The following is a 20,417-nucleotide window of genomic DNA, read 5'->3' on the forward strand; positions in this document are numbered from 1 at the left end:
AACATATTGTAAAAAACAATATATAGGTTTGTGTAATTATAAAATGGAAAAATTCATTTAAAGGAATTACCAAGATATTTTTTTCTGAGGAAATTTAAGGAGGGAAACTGATGAATTATATAGAATTTAGAGATTATTTTTGTGAGTTCTTTAGATTTGATATAGTGGAAAAAGGAAATGAGACATATTTTACAATACCAAGATTTTCTGATGCTAAGAATTGGTTCTCTGAAAAAAATATGAGAGAAATATATGATAAATTAGAAAATTTTTCTTTTGATCAGGCGACTATGTATAATAGTAAATATATGGAAGTGATCCTAGAGAATGATTCACGTAATTCTTTATTATTCAATTTCAGAAATGATCAAGATGATGAATGTCTAAAATTGAATGATGACCAAAATGGGATTTTATACGAGATATCTACCATTTCTCCCGAATTACTAGTATATCTGATAAAAAGAACTATTGAGAAAATCTTTTTAAAAAAAAGCAAAAAAAAAATGGATTCTCGTTTTTTCAATAGTTTAAGATATATGAGCATACATTCTTCTTATAGCGAAAGAAATAGTGAAGAATTTGAAAATTTATCAATAATTGATTTTCTTTTTAAATCTTTAAGAGGGAGATTTGTTTCGCTCAAAATTGCTTCTGATAAAAATAAATCTTTTGAGTCTTTTGTTAATTTAAAAAATGGTTATATCTTCAATACGATGTATTCAACAGATAAAGCATTGAATGACTGTGTAGAATTTGACTTAGTTCTCTTTTATTCTAGGACAAAAATTGATAGGACAATACAACAATTAGAAGTTGCCCCACTGAAAACATACAATGGGGATATTATTAATTATTATAAAAAAGCTATGTCATCAATAGATCCATATATTCAATATATTTCTTTTTACCATGTTCTAGAGTATTTTTATGATGAAACTTATTTTCGATATCTTGTAAAAGACATGAGAGAGAAAATAACACATCCTGATTTTTCCTACAAGAGTGATGAAGAATTACTTAAACTTGCTAAATTCGCACAGAACAGGCTACGTCAATTTGGTGAAGATGGTCAGGGAAATGAATTAGAATCTTTGAAATATGTATTAAAAGAATTTATAGATATTTCAGATTTAAAGAATAAATTAAGTGTGGACGATGTTAATTACTATTCATGCAGTAAAGTAACATTTTCTGATGGTCCTGTAGTAACTTTTGAAAATGAGAACGGATTTGGACCTATTGCAAAACGAATATACTTTACTAGAAATTCTTTAGTTCATAGTAAAAGTGGAAAAAAAGATTTGACATATCATCCTTATAATCATGAGGTGATATTGAAAAAAGAAGTTCCATTAATAAAAAAAATAGCAGAGATGGCTATCATAAATTCTGCTAGTTTGATTTAAAAATAAACAACTATTTAAAAGATTTTATAGAAAAAGCTGCTCAAACTAGACTATAGAAAGAAGTAAAGTATTTAATGGACTATACAAAAGTTGTTAAGACTATTTCAGAACTTCATAACGTTCCAAAAATGGACAAAGAATATGAACTTTACTATGATGAGACTAATAACTCACGTGTTTTTCGTTTAACAGATGATGGTTTTAATTTTAATGAGAAAGCATATTTCATATTAGGAGGACTTGCATTTGAGAAAGGAAAGTATCCAAGTGAGGATAGTTTAAAGAATCTCGTAGAAAAGTTGAAAGTTCAGCAGAATTCCATGGAAATAAAATTTAAGCATATTCAGCAGAAAGCTAAAGTATTTTTGGAATTGATTTCTAAAAAACGTGTTAGAGATTTTATTGAGTGGCTGTATGATAATAAATGCTGGATTCATTATTCCTATAGAGATAATTTTTATTATAGTATAGTTGATATTGTAGATTCACTTGAAGAATCTTCTTTTGGAGGTTTCGAGTTTAATAGAGGGCTAAAAAGTACTTTATATGACTGTATTACTAAAGATAAAGATTGGTTTATTCATTTGATGATTTACTTTGACTATCCTAATATAAAAGATCATAACCAATTTATTGATGAAATATTGAATTGGTTTGAGAGAATAAACCCCGATGGAAATAATTTTGATATTGAATATTTGAGGCAAAGTATGAAAAGTCATAGAAAGGATATTCTGATATTTTTAGAAGGTAATACTGACAGGGTTTTGATTGAAAATTACGCAGATATCTATAGAAATTCAATCCTTATTTTTTATAATTCTATTCATGTGTTCGATGAGGAATTAGAAATACAAAAAATTTTGGATAAAAACACAATTGAAGTGTTTGGAAAAAAAGTTTCATACGAATTTGTTAAATCAGACAATTCAATATTTGTTCAATTATCAGATTTAACTGTAGGAATTCTAAGGATGTGGATGGGATTTTTAGAGAGTCACAGTATTTCTGAGTTAAACGAATTATTCTTAAATTTACCAGTTGCACAAAAACAAACCATAATTCAGTTTCAGAGCTTAATGTACAATTCGCTTTTAGAAAGTTTTGGTTTCAAACATGGCTCTGGTAGCAATCAATTTGAAGAGAAAATAAATTATTTTATGGAATATAATTTCTGATATTTAGAAAATATTTATTGTATCTGTTTCGGCTCGCATATTTTTGTTTAAAAAGTTGACACCATTGATTTCAAATTTCTTGAAACCCACTGAAATTTTCAAATATGAATCACGCTGTATCCATTGATGCTAAAGGGTTTTGAAACTCATTCAAATTCCAATAATCGAACCAGGTCTTAAGAAAGCTCGTAAAGCTTAACAGTTTTCAAAACGTTAATATTCGCTTTATATCAACATTACAAACGCCTTTTGGTTACCACCATCTGGCGTTTTTTTGTTGATTACGAGAAAAGTTGACCCTATAATTCACTCCATTTCCACACAAATCGTTTTTTTTATTTCGATAGGCGATTTCGCCAACAGTTATTGGAACGACATTAGAGACGTTTACATAGGTTTTAGTAGTGCTTGTAACGCTATGTGTCAGAGCTTCTGACATCTTTTCAAGTGACACACCTGATTGACGTGCTAGTGTCGCTACAGTGTGTCTCAATTTGTGTGGAGTCGCATGTTTCAGCTCTGGATGTCTATTTCTAACAGCCTTCATTATACTGTTTAAATAGTCAGCATGTAAACGACTTTTAACATTTTTTTTGGTATCAATATAGGTAAATACATATTGTTTGTTCGTTTGAATGATATTAACATGTGCTAGTTCTTTTGGCTGTTGCAATTTCTAAGAGTGAAGCAGAGTAATCAATTCATTTGGGACTGAGAAGACGGTTTTTTCATTTCCTTATTTTCAATAGTTACATCAGAAGGAGGCTTATCAGTCGAAGTAGTTTGACCAGCTTTATAAGCTTCCCACCAAACATTTTTGTAAAAGTCAGAGAAAAGAATATCTGTATCCACCTCATGAACAGATAGATAACCACCATTTAAGATTTTGTCTATTTTATTACGTGTCTCAAGCTCGAATTTTTTTCATCTCCACTTATTTTAAAACGTTTTTCTAAAGTCTTTGAAACAACCCCAAAAGAAGCTCAGGCTTCTTCGGAAAGATACACTCTAAGTCTGTATATTTCATTTTTGTTTTAGTTATTGTCATGATAAAGCTCTCCTTTGCTTCTGAGCTAGAATGTTATCATATACTAATTATAAAATAACCAGGCATGCTTCTCTAATCCTTTAATCCATTTATGGATTTCGTGTCTATCGAATATAGCAGTTTTGCTAATTTTAATCACAAGCTTGTTCTTTATTTAAGTAAGGCCCTTATAATCCGCCATTGTGTAATTGGTTGTTTAGCTCTTGTTTTATAAGTTCAGTTAGCAACAGTTGAATTTCCTTTATTTGTTCAGCTGGTAGGATTACTTTCATATGAATTACCTCTTGATCCATTTATTGTATTTTAAAATAATAGAATTGAAGAATAGTTTATTATTACTACTTCTTTGATTTCATAGACTTTTTTCCATTGCTTTGGCCGGTGCTAGAAGCAAGTCTTTTGTCATTTTCCATTTCATATTTGTTTTAAATATATCCATGATTTTAACGGGATCATCTTTTTTTGAACAGTAGATTAATAATTATTGTGATTTTATTATATGAAAAAAAAGAATTATTGGGTAAGAATAGCCACGATAGAGTTACAAAAAGCGAATCAAATTTTTAATCAAGAGGTAAATAATTCAGAGTATATCAATGGAAAAATGGTTTTCCAGAAAAATTTTATAACTATTCTGATGTTTATCGTCTTTGGAGACTAATTGATGAAGGCAGTGGCAAGACTCTAAAAGAGGTATACAACCTTCTAGAACAACAGCAATTTTATGAAGATCAATTATCAATTCAAGAAGAAATAAAATATCTACAATAAGATATTGCTTCATCTGCACGAATGTCTGCGATAGCATCTACATCTGTTAATACAGCAAAAATGTATTCAAGGGTAAAATAGAGGAGTATAGTGGAATTATAGTCTGAAAAACTAGCTTACGATTTTCGTGAGCTTTTTTGATTATTAGGTTTAAAATAATGCTATCTAAAGGCATATTCTATGATAAAATCAAATCAGATAATATAAAGTGAATGGTGAATATTTATGGATAGACAAACAAAATATATTTGTAGATTACGGTTTCAGAACTTAATTTACTCATCTGATGCCCAAGCCTTTGAAGATTTATTTGTAAAGATAATGAGCAAAACGTATCCAAATTTTCATTCTGTAAAGCCGCAAGGTTCTCATGGAGACATGAAAAATGATGGTTATATCGGAGAAGAAGGCATTTATTTTCAGGTTTATGGACCAGAGAATATAGAAAAGAGTATATCTGATGCTAGAAAAAAAATAGAAACTGATTTTACAGGTTTAATTAAACAGTGGGATGGTGTCAAAGAATTTTATTTTGTAGTAAATGATAAATATAAAGGTGTAGGCGCAAAGATACACAAAGAGCTTCAAGGATTGAAAGATATTCTAAAAGAAATAGGTCAAGATAATGATATCAAAACAAATTTAATGGGGCCAAGAGATCTTGAGAATTTGATTTTAGAATTGGATTTAGATACAGTGTTTTCAATAATTGGCTATTTACCAGAAAGCATTGACGGAATTGATCTTGATTATGCAGCTTTAACAGAAGTGATAGATTTCATTTTGAAGCTTCCTGTCAGTAGTGGAAAAGATAAGTTAGCTGTTCCAGATTTCAATGACAAAATACTATTTAACTTTGGCAATAACGATGGTAAAATGATTAGTTCAGCAGTCGCTGATAGAATAAGAAGATATAGCGAAAATTATGGAGACATAGAAATTTTCTTTATGAACCAAGGAAATCTTATTCGATCTGAGCTCCAAAAAAGATTTTCAGAATTATATTCTGAGTCCAAAAAAATAATTTTAGATGATAGTGATAATTATCCTGATTTAAGGTATATGTATATGTTAGAGGAATGCCTTCCTTCAGAAGATAAAACTTTTGGAAACATGGTAGCTGTAGAGTCGCTATTTGCATACTTTTTTGAGACTTGCGATATATTTGAGGAACCTAAATGAATTTTACATAAAAAATATAGGGGGGTGAAAGGATTGATTTTACCAGAGAAACATATTTATTTATCTGAAACATTATATGGGTTAGGTGGTCTAATTCTTTCATCATTTAGAAGCTCAGATACTCACTTAACTGTCGATGAACTTTGGGTAAAGCTTGAAAAAAAAAATAAAACAAAAAATTTAATTGTAGATTTAACATTTGATAAGTTTATTTTAAGTATAGATTTTTTATTTTTAATGGGAGCATTAGATTTAAAGGAAGGAGGTAAGCTGAATTTATGCACTTAGTATGGTTGTCTGCTAATAAGTATTCATTTCATGATATTAAATTTAAAAAAGGTATTAACTATATAGTTGGGAAAAAATTTGATAACGAAGTTTTTGATAAAAAATCCACTTACAATGGGGTTGGCAAGTCCTTAATTATCGAATTAATTCATTTTTGCTTAGGGAGTAATAAGATTACTTCTTTTGAAGAGAATCTGAATGAATGGGAGTTTATTTTACAATTTGAAGCTAAGGGTAGTCAGCATACTGTTATTAGGAGCTGTAAAAATCAAAATGATATTTATTTAGATGGTGAAATATATGGATTGAATAAATTTAAATTGAAAGTCATGGAACTAATTTTTGATTTTTCATCGGAGACAGCTATTAGTGAAATTACTTTTAGAACATTAATTTCAAGATTTATTAGAAGAAATAGAGCATCGTACACTTCATACAAAAGTTATGTAAAAAACGAATCGGAATATAGCTCTTTAATAAATAACAGTTATTTATTAGGATTAGATGTAGGATTGATAGAAGCTAAAAAAGATAATAGAAAAAAAGAAGAAGCTCTGAGAAAGACGCAAGCGACTTTGGAGCAGGACTCCATAGTCAAACAATATTTTCAAAACAATGATGATACTGATTTGCAAATATTAGAGATCAAAGACAAAATTGCTGAATATGAACAAACGATTAAAGAATATAGAATTGCTGAAAATTACAATGATTTAGAAGAAGAAGCTACGCAGCTTCAAACTAAGAGAAGAGAACTAGAGAATAAAAGAGTTTTACTTCAAAAGAGATTAAATTCAATAAAAAAAGGACTTAAGTTATCACCTAATTTAACTTTAAATGAAGTTAGTAAGATGTATGAAGAAGCTAATGTTTTATTTCCAAGTAATGTGCTAAAGCGATTGGAAGAAGTGACTACGTTTCATGATCAACTTATATCTGTTCGTAAAAATAGATTGTTACAACAACAAAAGGAAACCTCTGAAAAGATAGAAATTTTAACTAAAGAGATAACGTCAAAAGGTCATCAGTATGATGAAATATTGAAAACTTTAGATACTCATGGTGCATTAGATGAGTATAACGCTGTTATCCAACGTAAGGGAGAACTAGAAAGACAGTATCAAAAATTGTCAGAATATCGTGAAATGTTATCAGAAATTGAATTGGAGCTTTCCAAAACTAAAGAAATTTTTGAAAAAGAGAATACAGATACTTTAAAATATATTCATGATAATCAAAACCTTATTGATAATATTAGAGGGACTTTCAGAGGATTGGCTAAACAATTTTATAATGACAAGCCAAGTGGTATAGAGATAAAGCTAAACAATGGTGATAATCAAAAAAGATTTAATATTGAAGCCAAGATTGTAGGAGATTCGTCTGATGGTATTAATGAGGTTACGATTTTCTGTTTTGATTTAACTCTATTATTACTACGTAATACAGAAATAAGAATGATTTTTCATGATAGTAGATTATTAGCTAATATGGACCCTCGTCAAAGACTAGCTTTATTAGAAGTATTGGAAAATGAAATTGGTTATTCAGATAATAGTGAGTTTCAATATATAGTATCACTTAATCAAGATATGATTACAAGTTTAAAAGAGGTTATTAAAGAAGAAGAATATGAAGTTGTCTCACAGTTGATAGCTGATAATACTATTCTTGAGTTAACGGATGAATCTAGTGAAACTAAACTTTTAGGTATGGATATAGATTTAAAATATGATTAAAAATGATAAATTTTTAACAAGAGATATTTATATAACAAAGTCGAATGACGGTGTGAATTTTTGGTAATTTCTAGCTCAGAATTATATTTTTATGTTAAAGTTTACACTATTCACATGAAAGGGATTCAAACTAGTTGAAATATTAGACTTTGAAAGTTCCGAAAAGCACTGTTTTTAAAGCTTTTTGATGTTCATTCAAACAACCGTTGTTTGAACCAGGTATTAAGAAAGCTCGTAAAGCTTCACATTTTTCGAAACGTCAATTGCCGGATGCGTTGCGAATTTATTCGCTTATAAATCCAGTAAAACTAGCAAAGAGTAATAGAAATCTAAACATATAAAAAGAAGTACTCAAAAATGAAGCGACCCCCAAAAGTTAGACCAAAAATCTAACTTTTGGGGGTCGCTATTTGTATGGCAAAATATCCTTTTGAATTAAAACTAAAAATCGTTAAAGAATATCTTAGTGGTGTGGGTGGATATCGGCATCTTGCCAATAAATACGGTATTTCAAGCAAGTCTCAAGTAAGTGATTGGGTGAATGCCTATCGTGAATACGGAGAGGAAGGTCTATTGAGAAAGCATCAAAATCAGAAATATTCTGTTCAATTTAAGTTAAATGCGATAGAGTTATATCAAACAAGTGAGATGTCCTATCGAGAAGTTGCCAGCACTTTAGAAATGAACAACCCTGCGCTTATTGCCAATTGGATGCGTAATTTCAGAGAAGCAGGTATTGAGGGGATCTCAAAAGAGAAAGGACGACCACTTACTTTGGCTAGAAAAAAAGAGAACAAAAAAGAAAATACAACAACTGAAGAACGCGATCGTATCAAGGCATTAGAAAAGCAAGTCCGATCCCTTCAAATTGAGAATGCCTTTTTAAAAGAGTTGAGGAAGCTGCGAAAACAGGAAGCCCAGCAAAGACGCAAGAATCAATCGCACGAATCATCGCCAGCCTCCGAGGATCATTCAAACTAGTTGAGCTTCTTGAAACATTGAAATTTCCTAAAGCAACCTATATGTATTGGCAGAAACGGTTTGACAGACCAAACCCAGACCAAGAAATTGAAGAAAAAATGATTGAAATTCGCAAGGAGCATAAAGACTATGGCTGTCTGCGACTAAAAAAAGAATTAGAGAATCAAGGGATTCATGTCAATAAAAAGAAGATTCAACGTCTGATAAAAAAACTAGGTATCGAAGTAAAGTCTTACACTCGAAAATCTCGACGGTACAATTCTTATCGTGGGAAGGTTGGCACTGTCGCCAAAAATCGTATTCATCGTCGGTTTTATACAAATATCTGTCACCAAAAAATTACAACTGATACCACAGAGTTTAAGTATTATGAAGTAGACACCACAGGTGTCGTTCGTCAGAAAAAGCTGTATTTAGATCCTTTCATGGATTTCTACAATAGTGAAATTCTATCTTATCGGATTTCTGAAAAACCAAACGCACTAGCCATAATGGAAGGATTAGAAGAAGCAATCCAGATGACAAATGATTGTCCATTTCGTAGAACCTTCCATTCAGATCAAGGATGGGCCTATCAAATGAATGCTTATAAGAATAAATTGAAGCAGCATAAAATCTTCCAGAGTATGTCTCGTAAAGGGAATTGTTTAGATAACTCACCTATGGAAAACTTCTTTGGTTTATTAAAGCAAGAGATTTTTCATGGAGAAGTCTATCGGAGTTTAGATGAATTGAAAACAAAAATTGACCAATATATCTATTATTACAACCATAAACGCATCAAAAAGAAATTAAATTGGCGAAGTCCAGTTCAGTTTCGAGAAGCTGTAAAAACAGCTGTTTAACAGTTAATTTTATCGTACAAAAAAGGAGTGGATTTCTCCACTCCATAAAAGTCTAACTTTTTGGGGTCACTACATTAGTCTACTTTTTTCTTTGTGGCTTTTGACTGCTGATTGGTTGTATTATTTCCAACTAAAAGGGACGCCTGATCTTTTTACCGTAGGCTTAGTAATTTGTACGTTCATGTGGCTTCAGTTTTTCCAAGTTTCGTTTTTCTTACTCGCACGTTACGATAGCGGAATCAAAACGATCCTTTTGAACAGCATCAAAGTCGCCGCAAAGCACCCTTTTAAAATGCTTAGTCTTCATCTTCTGACTGCAGCCCCTATTGTCATCATGCTTCTTTCACCCTATGCGCTGGTTTTCAGCATGTACATTGCCTGCTTTTTTGGTCTTAGCTGTTTTTTGTATGTACGCTGTCAGTTATTGTTGGCAATTTTCAAGAAATATGAGAAGGTAGAAATAGCAGAAAAGTAACTGGGTTTTATAGTTAGCAACATTGAATGGAGGAATTTTGATGGGACAAAACACGCAGTATGGAGAAAAAAAGATTGCGATCGATCGCAGGATCGGTTTTTTAGAAGAACATACGTATCACGGGAATGATCTTGGTGTGACTTTTCAAGGACAGCAAACCACGTTCAAATGCTGGTCACCAGAAGCAGAGGCCGTTTCAGTATTGATTTATCAAAGCGGTGTCGCTGGGGCTGACGATCGCCTGCTGACGCTGCCAATGGTCCAAGAAGACAACTGTTGGCAAGTCACGACGGAAGAAACCGTCAAAGAGCTGTTTTATACGTTTGAATTTCAACGAGACGGTCAAAAAGTCGAAGCGGTGGATCTTTATGCCAAGGCAGTAGGGATCAACGGGAACCGTGGGGCCATCATTGATTTAAAGGAAACAGATCCTGAAGGCTGGCAGGAGACTCACGGCGTCGGTCAGCAATCGATCACAGATGCCTATATTTGGGAATTGCATGTCGAAGATTTCAGCAGCGCCGAAAACAGCGGGATTTCACCAGAAAATCGCGGAAAATATTTAGCCTTCACTGAAAAAAAGACCCATCTGGTGGGAGATGAAAGTCAACCAACTGGCATGGCTTATTTAAAAGAGCTGGGGATCAATTATGTTCATCTGCTGCCGATCTTCGATTTTGACAATGATGAAACTTCTTCTGCCTACAACTGGGGCTATGATCCGAAAAATTACAATGTACCTGAAGGACGATACGCTTCTGATCCTAGTGATCCCAAGGCGCGGATTCGTGAATGCAAGCAAATGATCCAATCGTTGCATGAAGAAGCCATCGGCGTTGTGATGGATGTGGTCTTCAATCACACTGCGATCACAGAAGAATCATGGTTTAATTTGACGGTGCCTGATTATTACTACCGCCAAGATGATGCGGGGAATTTTGCGGACGGTTCTGCTTGCGGCAATGAAGTGGCTTCTGAACGGAAAATGATGCGCAAATTTATCATTGATTCGGTTTTATATTGGGCGCAAGAATACAAAATCGACGGCTTTCGTTTTGATTTGATGGGCTTGATCGATGTGGAAACCATGAACCAGTTGCGGCAACGCCTAGATGATGCCGGCTTCAGCCATGTGATTCTATACGGCGAGCCATGGGATGCCGGCAGCAATCAAATTATTCAGCCGAATATCCCAGCGAATAAAAGCAATGTTTGGGCACTGTCAGAAGGCGTTGCGGTTTTTAGCAATGATTTAAGAGACAGTATTAAAGGCGATGTCTTTGAAGAAACAGACGGCGCGTTTATTCAAGGAATGAATGGTCAACCGCAAGTCAAGCAAACCTTTTATGCGGAAAATTTGGCAACGGCGATTCAAGGAAATACGAAAGTTGCTGGGCAAGAAGGCGCCGAGCGCTGGGCAAAATCACCCCGCCAAGTGATCGCCTATGCGTCAGTCCATGATAATTTGACCTTATGGGACAAACTGGTGGCAACCATGCAGGCTTCAGCGAAGGAAAGAAATTATGATTTTGATCCTGAGCTTTTAGCCCGTAACAAACTAGCAGCAGCCATTTTGTTTACTAGCCAAGGAGCCGTGCTGACCCAAGCTGGGGAAGAATTTGGCCGTACCAAAGAAGGCGATGAAAATTCCTTCCGTTCGCCACTGACAGTCAATCAGCTGGATTGGGCACGTGCCAAAACCTTCAAAGAATTGCGCGAGCTGTATCGGGGCTTGTGGGCATTGCGGCAGTCCTATGCACCATTGAGAGATGCCACGACCCAAACGGCTGAAAGCATGGTCTTTTATGAGACAAAGGATGAAAATCGCTTGGCGTATCAAGTACCCAATCGTGACGAACAGCATCCATGGCGTTCCTTGTTCGTTTTATTCAACAGCACGGAAGAAAGCTGGTCCTTTGACTTACCGACGACAACAGAAAATGTCACATGGCACCTCGTTGCTGACCCCAAAGGAGCTGGGATCGCTTCTCGCGGCGTAGCAGCGCCAAGGATAACCATCGACCCATTGTCCTTCAGCATTTTGGCGGAACAAAGTAACTAATCAAAGTAGAAGCTAAAACAAACTAAAAATTTTAGTTTGTTTTAGCTTTTTTGGTAGTAAAAAAACAATTCTTTTGCTATACTTTTAACAGAATGAGAAGCAGAAAGCGGTGAGCAAATGAAAGTTGTGATCTCTGATATTGCCCGAAAAGCTGGCGTTTCCAGCGGAACAGTCTCTAATGCGATCAACAATCGGAAGGGGATCAGTGAACAAAAACGGCAAGCGATCTTGAAGATCGCTCGTGAGATGGGGTATTTTGATCAGCGAGAAATTAAAAAAACGGAAAGCCAAAAAATCAAATTTGTCATAATGAACAAACAAGGAAATGTCGTAGGGGATACGCCTTTCTTTTCTGAATTGATCCGAGGAATCGAAATGGAGTGCAGTGCGTTAGGCTATGAACTGGTCATTTCCCATATCACACTGGCACCAGAAGAAGACCCGATCGAAAAGATCCGTCCAGAGTTAGCAGATGGTTTGCTATTGCTAGGAACGGAATTGGAAAAACAAGATTTAGCAGTCTTTCGCCATTTGGAAGTACCGTTAGTGATTTTAGATACGGTGTTTAATTCGCAGGACTTTGATTTTGTCGCCATCAATAATCGTGACAGTGCCTATGAGATCGTTGAAAAGATGATCGAAAAAGGCCACCGTGACATCGGCATCATCAATTCAACCTTTCAAATCAACAACTTTCGGGAACGCAAGCAAGGGTTCATCCAAGCGATCCAAGAGCATGATCTGATCCATTATGAAGAGACGGAAGCCTTAGTAGAACCCACCTTGGAAGGCTCCTATCAAGACATGAAGGTCTATTTGGAATCCTTGCGTGCCGATCAGCGACCGTTGCCAAGCGCTTTTTTTGCGGTCAATGACAATATCGCCATCGGTGCCATGAAAGCCATTCGCGAAGTGTTTCCCGATCATCCGTTGACCATTGTTGGGTTCGATGATATTCCTTTGGCGGAATTTTGCAACCCACCACTGACCACCGTCAAAGTAGATAAAGTGTACCTTGGTCGCCAAGCCGTGCGACGCTTGATCGAGAAAATCACGAGTGAAGATGAAAACCATCTGAAAATGCTGGTCGCCACGACGATCGTCGAACGCGAAAGCATCAATTAAGAATAAAAATAATATGAAAAATAAGAAGAAGGACAAAACGTTTAGCAAGCGTTTTGCCCTTCTTTAGTTATTTAACAAAAATATTTATCTAAAACTATTGCAAAATATTTAGCTTGTGCTATATTTAAGGTGTAAAAAGTAAGGGATTACATTTTGAGGAAGTGAATAGATGACACAGATCGGTCTTTTTTGTGCCACTGGGCTCTCCAGTGCACTGCTCGTCAAAGCGCTCAAAGAACAACTAGCGGATGATCAGCATTACCAAGTCAATTCCGCGCCTTTTTCAGAAATATTTATGGTGGGGAATGACTATGATTTTTTGATTTTAGCTCCTCAAACCCGCTTCAATCAAGCGAAAGTCGCAGCAGCCTTTCCTGATAAAAAAATCGTTTTACTGACGGATGAGGAATTTCTGAGCAAAAATGTAGCACGAATCGTCGAAGAAATAAAAATTTAGCTAAATATACTAAAACGCAAAGGGTGGTTTTATGGATAAAGTAACCATCGGGTTCGCCCCGACTAGAAGAAATTTGTTTAGTGCAGAAGCAGCCATTGAGTACGCCAATCTGACACGACAAAAAATGGACGAACTCGCCATTGATTATGTAGATATTTTAGATATCAATGAAGACGGCTTACTATACGATGATGAAGGGGTTGAAAAAATCGCCGAAAAATTCAAAGCAGCAAAAATCGACGGTCTTTTTCTAGCCAATGAAAACTTTGGTACGGAATATGCCTGTGCTCGTTTAGCCAAAAAACTAGATGTCCCCGTCTTACTGTGGGGACCTAAAGATGAGACGCCAGCCGCCGACGGTTCACGTTTGCGGGATACGCAATGCGGTCTTTTCGCTATTGGGAAAGTCTTGCGCCGTTTCAAGGTACCTTTCACCTATGTCAAAAATTCTGATATTGATTCACCAGAATTTGCCCGCGGCTTGCAAGACTTTATCAAAGTCTGCAATGTCGTCAAGACCTTCAAACAAACACGAATCTTGCAAGTTGGCCCACGCCCCTTTGATTTTTGGACCGTGATCTGCAACGAAGGCGAACTATTGGAGCGTTTCAATATTTCGCTTTCGCCAGTACCGATCCAAGAAGTAGTGCAAGAAATCAAGAAAGTCAAAGAACAGCAGCCAGATAAAGTGCAAGCAGTCATTGATTATTTTGAAACCAATACGGAAGTCCAAATTTCGGCGAAAGATTTGGAGATGGTGGCAGCCCTTAAAGTGGCTTTGCAAAACTTATGTGAAAGCTACGGCTGCAATGCAGGAGTCATCCAGTGTTGGACGGCCTTACAAGACGAAATCGGTATTTTACCGTATGCCTCCTTGTCGCTGCTACAAGAAGAAGGCTTGCCTTTTGTCTGTGAGACGGATGTCCATGGGGCGATCTCGGAACTGTTGGTCGAAGCCGCTTCGTTGGGGGAACACCGTGCGATCTTTGCGGATGTCAACTGCCGCCATCCAGAAAACGAGAATGGCGAATTGTTGCAGCACTTAGGAGTTTTTGCTTATTCCACCGCAGAGACCAAACCGATCTTGCCGCAACGACATTTTGTTTTTGACTATCCAGGATCAGTCGCTTTTCGGGCAATCAAAGACGAGTATACGCTGTGTCGCTTTGATGGGGACAACGGCGAGTACTCCCTACTGATGGGTACTGGTAAAGGGATCGATGGCCCATACAATCAAGGGACCTATCTCTATCTGGAATTTGCGAATTTGAATCGCTTGGAATTCAAACTCGTTGAGGGCCCTTATATTCATCATGTTGCGGCGGTCAGAAAAAATGTGGTGCCGATCTTGTACGAAGCGTGCAAATACATCGGCGTGCAGCCAGATTTTTATGATCCAATCGAAGAAGACGTCAAAGCATACTTGAGAGGGGATCAATCATGGAAATAAACGAGCTGGAGATGAAGGCTTTAACGATTCGAAAATCCGTGTTAGAGCTGATCTATCAAGCAAAAACGGGTCATACTGGTTCGGATCTTTCTTGTACCGATATTTTAGTGGCCTTGTATTATCGGATAATGAATGTCGATGCGAAAGATCCTCAAAAGCAAGATCGTGACCAGTATATCCAAAGTAAAGGACATGCGGCAGAAGTATTATGGGCCGTTTTAGCGGACAAAGGTTTTTTGCCGAAAGAAGAATTAGCCACCTTTTCGCAATTTGGTTCAAGACTGATCGGTCATCCAAACAATAAAGTAGCTGGTGTTGAGATGAATACTGGTTCACTAGGTCACGGCTTACCTGTCGCAGTAGGGATCGCTTTGGCAGGCAAACTGGATCACCGCACGTATCAAACCTATACGTTGTTGGGAGATGGCGAATTAGCAGAAGGCTCGGTATGGGAAGGAGCCATGGCGGCTGCCAACTACCAGCTGGACAATTTGACCGCCATCATTGATCGCAACGGCTTGCAGATCACTGGAGCCTCGGAAGATGTGATGGCAGTGGAGCCGCTAGATGAAAAATGGCGTGCCTTTGGTTGGGATGTGCATATCGTTGATGGCAATGATATGGCTGCCTTGGTGGCTGCATTAGAAAAACCGCATCAGCCCAATCAACCGAAGCTGATCATTGCCAAAACCATCAAAGGCAAAGGCTATTCTGCAGCCGAAAATCAAGCGCAATGGCATCATAAAGTGCCAACGGCAGAAGAGCTTGCACAAGCCATTGCCGAACTTGATCAGCAAATGGAGGTTTTGACTCATGGGAAAAAATAATATTGCCAATCGCCAAGCAATGTGCGACGTATTGATTGAAGAAGGAAAAAAGAATCCTGCGATCACGGTGTTGACCAGTGATTCTCGTGGTTCCGCTTCGTTAGCACCTTTTGCCAAGGAATTACCGACACAATTGGTGGAAGTAGGGATCGCAGAGCAAAACATCGTCAGTATTGCGGCTGGCTTAGCCCATATGGGCAAACGCCCTTTCGTTGCATCTCCAGCTTGTTTTCTCAGCATGCGCAGTATCGAGCAGATCAAAGTCGATGTCGCGTATTCGAATAAGAATGTCAAACTCGTAGGCATCAGCGGCGGTGTCAGTTATGGGGCATTAGGCATGAGTCATCATTCCTTGCAAGACATCGCAGTGGCACGAGCGATCCCTAATTTGCAAGTGCTGTTGCCAGCAGATCGCTTTGAAACGATCCAAATGTTTAAAGCCTTAGCGGCATCAAATGAACCAGCCTATATCCGTCTCGGTCGCAATCCTGTTGAAGATTGTTATGATTCTGCAGATTATCCTTTTGAGATCGGCAAAGCCATTAAGCTGAGAAGCGGTCAAGATGTCGCATTGCTCGCCACTGGCGAAACCGTGCGCCAAGCGTTGGATGCTGCGGAGCTATTGGAAAAACAAGGCATCACTGCTACCGTTTTAAATGTTCATTCCTTGAAGCCCTTTGATTCAGAAACGGTCAAACGAGTGGCGAAAGAAACAGGCACCGTGATCACTGTGGAAGAACACAGCCAATACAACGGCTTAGGAGCTGCCGTGGCGGAAACACTGACAGAAGAAACGGACATTCGACAAAAAATCATTGCTTTTCCGGATGAAGCCTTGATTACTGGTTCTTCGTCAGAACTGTTTGCCCATTATGGATTAGACGGTGCCTCCATAGCGAAAACAGCGGTTGCGTTTCTAGGAGCTTAAGATGGACAAGAACTATCAGCTGGTTTTAGATCAGAGTACATCCGGTACCAAGCTCTTACTGTTTCAAGAAGGGAAAATCCTGCAGCGTTACGATAAAAAACATCGCCAAATTTATCCAAAAGTCGGGTGGGTCGAACATGATCCCCTCGAGATTTGGCAAAATGTCCAAGAATTGCTGGCACAAGTGTTTCAAGAACAAGCGATCACTGCAGGTCAAATCGTTTCCTTGTCCTTGACCAATCAGCGAGAAACGATCGTTGCATGGGACCGATTGACTGGTAATCCCTTGTACAATGCGATCGTGTGGCAATGCAACCGCAGCGCCGCGATTTGTGAAGAATTGACGGCACAAGGCTGGGAAAGGACGATCAATCAAAAGACCGGTTTACGCTTAGACCCGTATTTTTCTGGCACCAAAGTGAAATGGCTGGCACAAGAATTATCGGCTATCAAGGAAAAGTCGGGAACTGGCGAGTTGGCGATCGGTACGATGGACAGCTGGCTGTTGTGGAATTTAACGCAAGGGAAGGTATTTGCGACAGAAGCCAGCAACGCTTGCCGAACATTGTTTTACAATATTGAAGAGGGCCGTTGGGATGCAGAACTCGTCAAACTTTTTGGCATCCATTTAGCAGACTTGCCAGCGATCAAACCTGCTGATACGGTTTTCGGTAACTATCACGGAATCCCTATCAAAGGAATCTTAGCCGATTCACAAGCGGCATTATTCGGGGAAGGTTGTCAAAGCCTTGGGGATGTAAAAATCACGATGGGTACCGGTTGTTCGATCATGATGCAAGTGCAGCAGGAGCAGACGTTGCGAGATCGCCGCATTTTGACGACGGTCGGCTGGCAAACTAGCCAGGAAACAGCGTTTGCGCTAGAAGGCATCATCCGTTCCTGTGGTGACGCCATCAACTGGTTCAGTGAGCAAGTGGCTCCGCTGCCAGATGTAGCTGAGATTTGTCAAGAAGTGCTGACCAATGACAGTCAAGAAGACATCTATTTTATCCCAGCATTGCAAGGAATGGGTGCCCCTTTTTGGGATAATACGATGACTGCCAGCTTTGTCGGCATGAAACGCACGACGACGACTCATGAGCTGTTGAAAGCCGTTTTAGAAAGCATCATTTTTCAAATCAAAGCAGTGATCGATGTGATGGAAGAAGTCGCTGAACGACTGATCAATCAGGTAATGATCGATGGCGGTGTTTCGAAAAACCGCGCCTTGATGAGCTTATTGGCGACTTTGATCAATAAACCCGTCATCGTCAGCGAAGTCGAAGAATTTTCAGCCATCGGCACAATGCTTGTTGCCAATCCAACCATGAATGAACCAGCTATTCAGCAAACCACGATCGTTCCGCAAGCCGAACAGGCCGTGATCCGTTTGAAATATGAAAAATGGAAACGGTTCATTGAGAAATCAGCTGCTTTTAGTGAAGGATAAAGGAGGAACTATATGGAGACCCAACGAATCCAATTGAATCAAACGGCTTACGTGGATACCTATTTATTGCACCAATCCAAAGAGTACAATGTCGGCAAGAAACGACCGCTAGTGATCGTCTGTCCAGGCGGCGGCTACGCATTTACCAGTGATCGAGAGGCGGAAGTCATTGCCTTGAAATTCAATAGTATCGGGCTAAATAGTGTTGTTTTATGGTACACCACCGGTGACCAAGTGAAAAACGTTCCCCACAATGCCTTGATGGAAGCCGCCCAAACCGTCAAAACCATTCGTGCGCATGCTCAAGAATGGTTGGTGGATGAGGAGCAAATCATCGTTTGCGGTTTTTCAGCAGGCGGACATCTAGCGTTGCAGTTAGCGACGCGCTGGCACGATGCTGAGCTGGCAGAAGCGTTGGGCGTTAGCAGTGACTTACTGAAAGTGAATTTGGCGATCGCCGGCTACCCATTGGTTTATCAAGAGCATGCCTTCCCAATCGATGAGCTAGGCTTTGCTGCTAGTCTGATCGAAAAACCTTTAACTGCCAACGAACGCTTTTTTGGGAGTAAACAACCGACGGAAGAAGCCATTCAATCCATGAACATTTTGCATCATGTCGATCAGTGGACACCTCCGATGTTTCTCTGGCATACGACGGAAGACGTCTTAGTCGATGTGGCGCACTCGTTGAAGCTGGCGGTCAAATTAAGAGAAGCCGAGATTCCATTCGAACTGCATATTTTTGAAAAAGGCGAACACGGACTGGCATTAGCGGATCGAACAACGGCACGCAAGCCAAGTCACCACAATGCCCATGTCGCTAAATGGTTTGAGCTGTGCGAAGGCTGGCTCAGTAGTTATATTGATTAAAAAACCGTCGGTGCACAACTTGTGCCGATGAAAGGAGAGCACCACTGTGAAAATCACCGTAAGCCAAAACAAACGCACCTTATTGCGAGACGGACAGCATTTCTTTTATTTAGCTGACACTTGTTGGAGTGCCTTTACTAGTATTCAAGAAAATGACTGGATCACTTACTTAGACAAACGCAAAGAGCAGGGCTTCAATACCCTTCAAATCAATGTGTTACCGCAATGGGATCGCAGCCGTGGTCAATTTGACTGCTTGCCGTTTCCTCTTGATGCGGGCGTCTTTGATTTTACTGTTTGGGAGGATGCCTATTTCGAACGGGCTCAGCGTCTTTGTAAAATTGCCGACGAGAAAGGCTTTACTTTAGCGTTGGTCGTCTTGTGGTCAAACTATGTCGCAGGCACGTGGGCTAGCCAGTTGGACAAAGAACGCAACGTGTTGCCGGAGGATTGCCGCCAGGCCTACTATCAAAAAGTGATTGCGACTTTTGATGCCTTCCATCCGATCTACTTTATTGGTGGCGATACGGATTTCCCAACACAGCCAACCATCGATACGTATCTAGAAGCCTTTGCTTTCTTTGAAAAGCATTCGCCCAATACTCTGAAAACGATTCATATAAAGGGACGTTTTGAAGAGATTCCCGCAACGATCGTCGAACATTTGGACTTATTTTTATACCAATCAGGTCATAACAGTGCCTTTTTGAATATGCCTTATTATTTGGCAGAGCGTTTTTATCAAAGACAACCGCAGCTGCCGATCATCAACTCAGAACCTTGCTATGAACAAATGGGCTATGCCCGTCACGTATACGGCCGATTTGGTCAAAAGGATGTCCGCAAAGCGGCATGGCAATCACTGTTAGCCGGCGGCGCGGCTGGGATCACGTACGGTGCCCACGGCATCTGGAGTTGGCAAACCCCGACGGCGACTTTTGCGGAAGAAATCGGGGAAGCGTTTGATCGTCCGATGATTTGGCCAGAAGCTTTATCTTTTCCTGGGGCAGATGACTATGGCTTTATCAAGCAATTATTCGAATTATTAAATATTCAGGAGCTTGTGCCTTGCCAAGAGCGCTTGATCGATGCAGATGAACAGATTCGTATGGCAGCCATCGCAGGATCGAAGGATGCGTTGCTTTACTTGCCAAGCAATACAACAGTTCGTCTGCAAGGAGATCTTTCTACAGCGACCGTCACATTGATCGATTTGAATACCAATCGTTTCTTGAAACCAAAACTGACAGTTACCGATGGTATCACTGTTTTCCATCCCCACAATTGTCATGAAGATGTATTGTTTGTCATCCAAATAAAGGAGTGAAAAGA

At 38.5% G+C, this 20,417-nt stretch carries 16 protein-coding genes and 1 pseudogene; 16 read left to right on the forward strand and 1 reads right to left on the reverse strand.

The features are described from left to right. Nucleotides 1-110: 110 nt before the first annotated feature. The gene (locus tag IGI96_RS07720) at nucleotides 111-1,409 is read left to right on the forward strand and encodes a hypothetical protein (RefSeq protein WP_438784987.1); all 1,299 of its coding nucleotides are present in this window, start codon (nucleotides 111-113) and stop codon (nucleotides 1,407-1,409) included. A 74-nt stretch (nucleotides 1,410-1,483) separates the two neighbouring features. Beyond that, complete coding sequence (locus IGI96_RS07725; protein ID WP_086338818.1) at nucleotides 1,484-2,587, forward strand: DUF3800 domain-containing protein; 1,104 nt, start codon at nucleotides 1,484-1,486, stop codon at nucleotides 2,585-2,587. Nucleotides 2,588-2,915: 328 nt separating this feature from the next. Here the strand turns inward: IGI96_RS07725 and IGI96_RS07730 are convergent. Next, nucleotides 2,916-3,635: pseudogene (locus IGI96_RS07730) on the reverse strand (tyrosine-type recombinase/integrase); the annotation flags it as partial. Between the two features lie 996 nt (nucleotides 3,636-4,631). Here IGI96_RS07730 and IGI96_RS07735 point away from each other — a divergent pair. The 14 genes from IGI96_RS07735 (at nucleotide 4,632) to IGI96_RS07800 (ending at nucleotide 20,412) form a co-directional block, all read left to right on the forward strand. Further along, the gene (locus IGI96_RS07735) at nucleotides 4,632-5,588 is read left to right on the forward strand and encodes an ABC-three component system protein (RefSeq protein ID WP_438784988.1); all 957 of its coding nucleotides are present in this window, start codon (nucleotides 4,632-4,634) and stop codon (nucleotides 5,586-5,588) included. 33 nt (nucleotides 5,589-5,621) lie between these two features. Continuing rightward, entirely contained in the window at nucleotides 5,622-5,876 is a 255-nt protein-coding gene (locus tag IGI96_RS07740) for an ABC-three component system middle component 6 (RefSeq protein WP_086338816.1), read from the forward strand. Continuing rightward, entirely contained in the window at nucleotides 5,867-7,615 is a 1,749-nt protein-coding gene (locus IGI96_RS07745; protein ID WP_086338815.1) for a DUF2326 domain-containing protein, read from the forward strand. Before IGI96_RS07740 ends, IGI96_RS07745 begins: the two co-directional genes overlap by 10 nt. Before the next feature lie 414 nt (nucleotides 7,616-8,029). After that, nucleotides 8,030-8,596: a helix-turn-helix domain-containing protein gene (locus IGI96_RS07750; protein ID WP_015509615.1), complete on the forward strand. Its 567-nt coding sequence runs from the start codon at nucleotides 8,030-8,032 to the stop codon at nucleotides 8,594-8,596. After that, nucleotides 8,566-9,441 carry an IS3 family transposase gene (locus tag IGI96_RS07755; RefSeq protein ID WP_234976689.1) on the forward strand — a complete coding sequence of 292 codons (876 nt, stop codon included), beginning with the start codon at nucleotides 8,566-8,568 and terminating at the stop codon, nucleotides 9,439-9,441. Before IGI96_RS07750 ends, IGI96_RS07755 begins: the two co-directional genes overlap by 31 nt. 515 nt (nucleotides 9,442-9,956) lie before the next feature. Further along, a complete protein-coding gene (pulA, locus tag IGI96_RS07760) occupies nucleotides 9,957-11,978 on the forward strand; it encodes a type I pullulanase (protein WP_438784989.1) in 2,022 nt (673 codons plus the stop codon). Nucleotides 11,979-12,095: 117 nt separating this feature from the next. After that, nucleotides 12,096-13,103 carry a LacI family DNA-binding transcriptional regulator gene (locus tag IGI96_RS07765; RefSeq protein WP_086338866.1) on the forward strand — a complete coding sequence of 336 codons (1,008 nt, stop codon included), beginning with the start codon at nucleotides 12,096-12,098 and terminating at the stop codon, nucleotides 13,101-13,103. Between the two features lie 169 nt (nucleotides 13,104-13,272). Further along, nucleotides 13,273-13,560, forward strand: coding sequence for a PTS Lactose/Cellobiose specific IIB subunit (locus IGI96_RS07770; RefSeq protein ID WP_016608966.1), 288 nt, complete (start codon nucleotides 13,273-13,275; stop codon nucleotides 13,558-13,560). Nucleotides 13,561-13,591: 31 nt separating this feature from the next. After that, the gene (locus tag IGI96_RS07775) at nucleotides 13,592-15,010 is read left to right on the forward strand and encodes an L-fucose/L-arabinose isomerase family protein (RefSeq protein ID WP_010748503.1); all 1,419 of its coding nucleotides are present in this window, start codon (nucleotides 13,592-13,594) and stop codon (nucleotides 15,008-15,010) included. Next, the gene (locus IGI96_RS07780) at nucleotides 15,001-15,837 is read left to right on the forward strand and encodes a transketolase (protein ID WP_005231740.1); all 837 of its coding nucleotides are present in this window, start codon (nucleotides 15,001-15,003) and stop codon (nucleotides 15,835-15,837) included. The genes IGI96_RS07775 and IGI96_RS07780 overlap by 10 nt, the downstream gene beginning before the upstream one ends. Further along, nucleotides 15,824-16,765, forward strand: coding sequence for a transketolase family protein (locus IGI96_RS07785; protein ID WP_086338867.1), 942 nt, complete (start codon nucleotides 15,824-15,826; stop codon nucleotides 16,763-16,765). The genes IGI96_RS07780 and IGI96_RS07785 overlap by 14 nt, the downstream gene beginning before the upstream one ends. Nucleotide 16,766: 1 nt before the next feature. Continuing rightward, complete coding sequence (locus IGI96_RS07790; protein ID WP_086338868.1) at nucleotides 16,767-18,215, forward strand: FGGY-family carbohydrate kinase; 1,449 nt, start codon at nucleotides 16,767-16,769, stop codon at nucleotides 18,213-18,215. Between the two features lie 12 nt (nucleotides 18,216-18,227). Then, nucleotides 18,228-19,085 (forward strand): alpha/beta hydrolase, encoded by an 858-nt coding sequence (locus tag IGI96_RS07795; RefSeq protein ID WP_010748507.1) that lies wholly within the window; start codon nucleotides 18,228-18,230, stop codon nucleotides 19,083-19,085. Nucleotides 19,086-19,131: 46 nt separating this feature from the next. Beyond that, entirely contained in the window at nucleotides 19,132-20,412 is a 1,281-nt protein-coding gene (locus IGI96_RS07800) for an apiosidase-like domain-containing protein (protein ID WP_010748509.1), read from the forward strand. The last annotated feature ends 5 nt before the right edge of the window (nucleotides 20,413-20,417 follow it).

Origin of the sequence: Enterococcus sp. DIV0421, from assembly GCF_051713745.1 — a bacterium.
GTDB lineage: Bacteria > Bacillota > Bacilli > Lactobacillales > Enterococcaceae > Enterococcus_D > Enterococcus_D casseliflavus.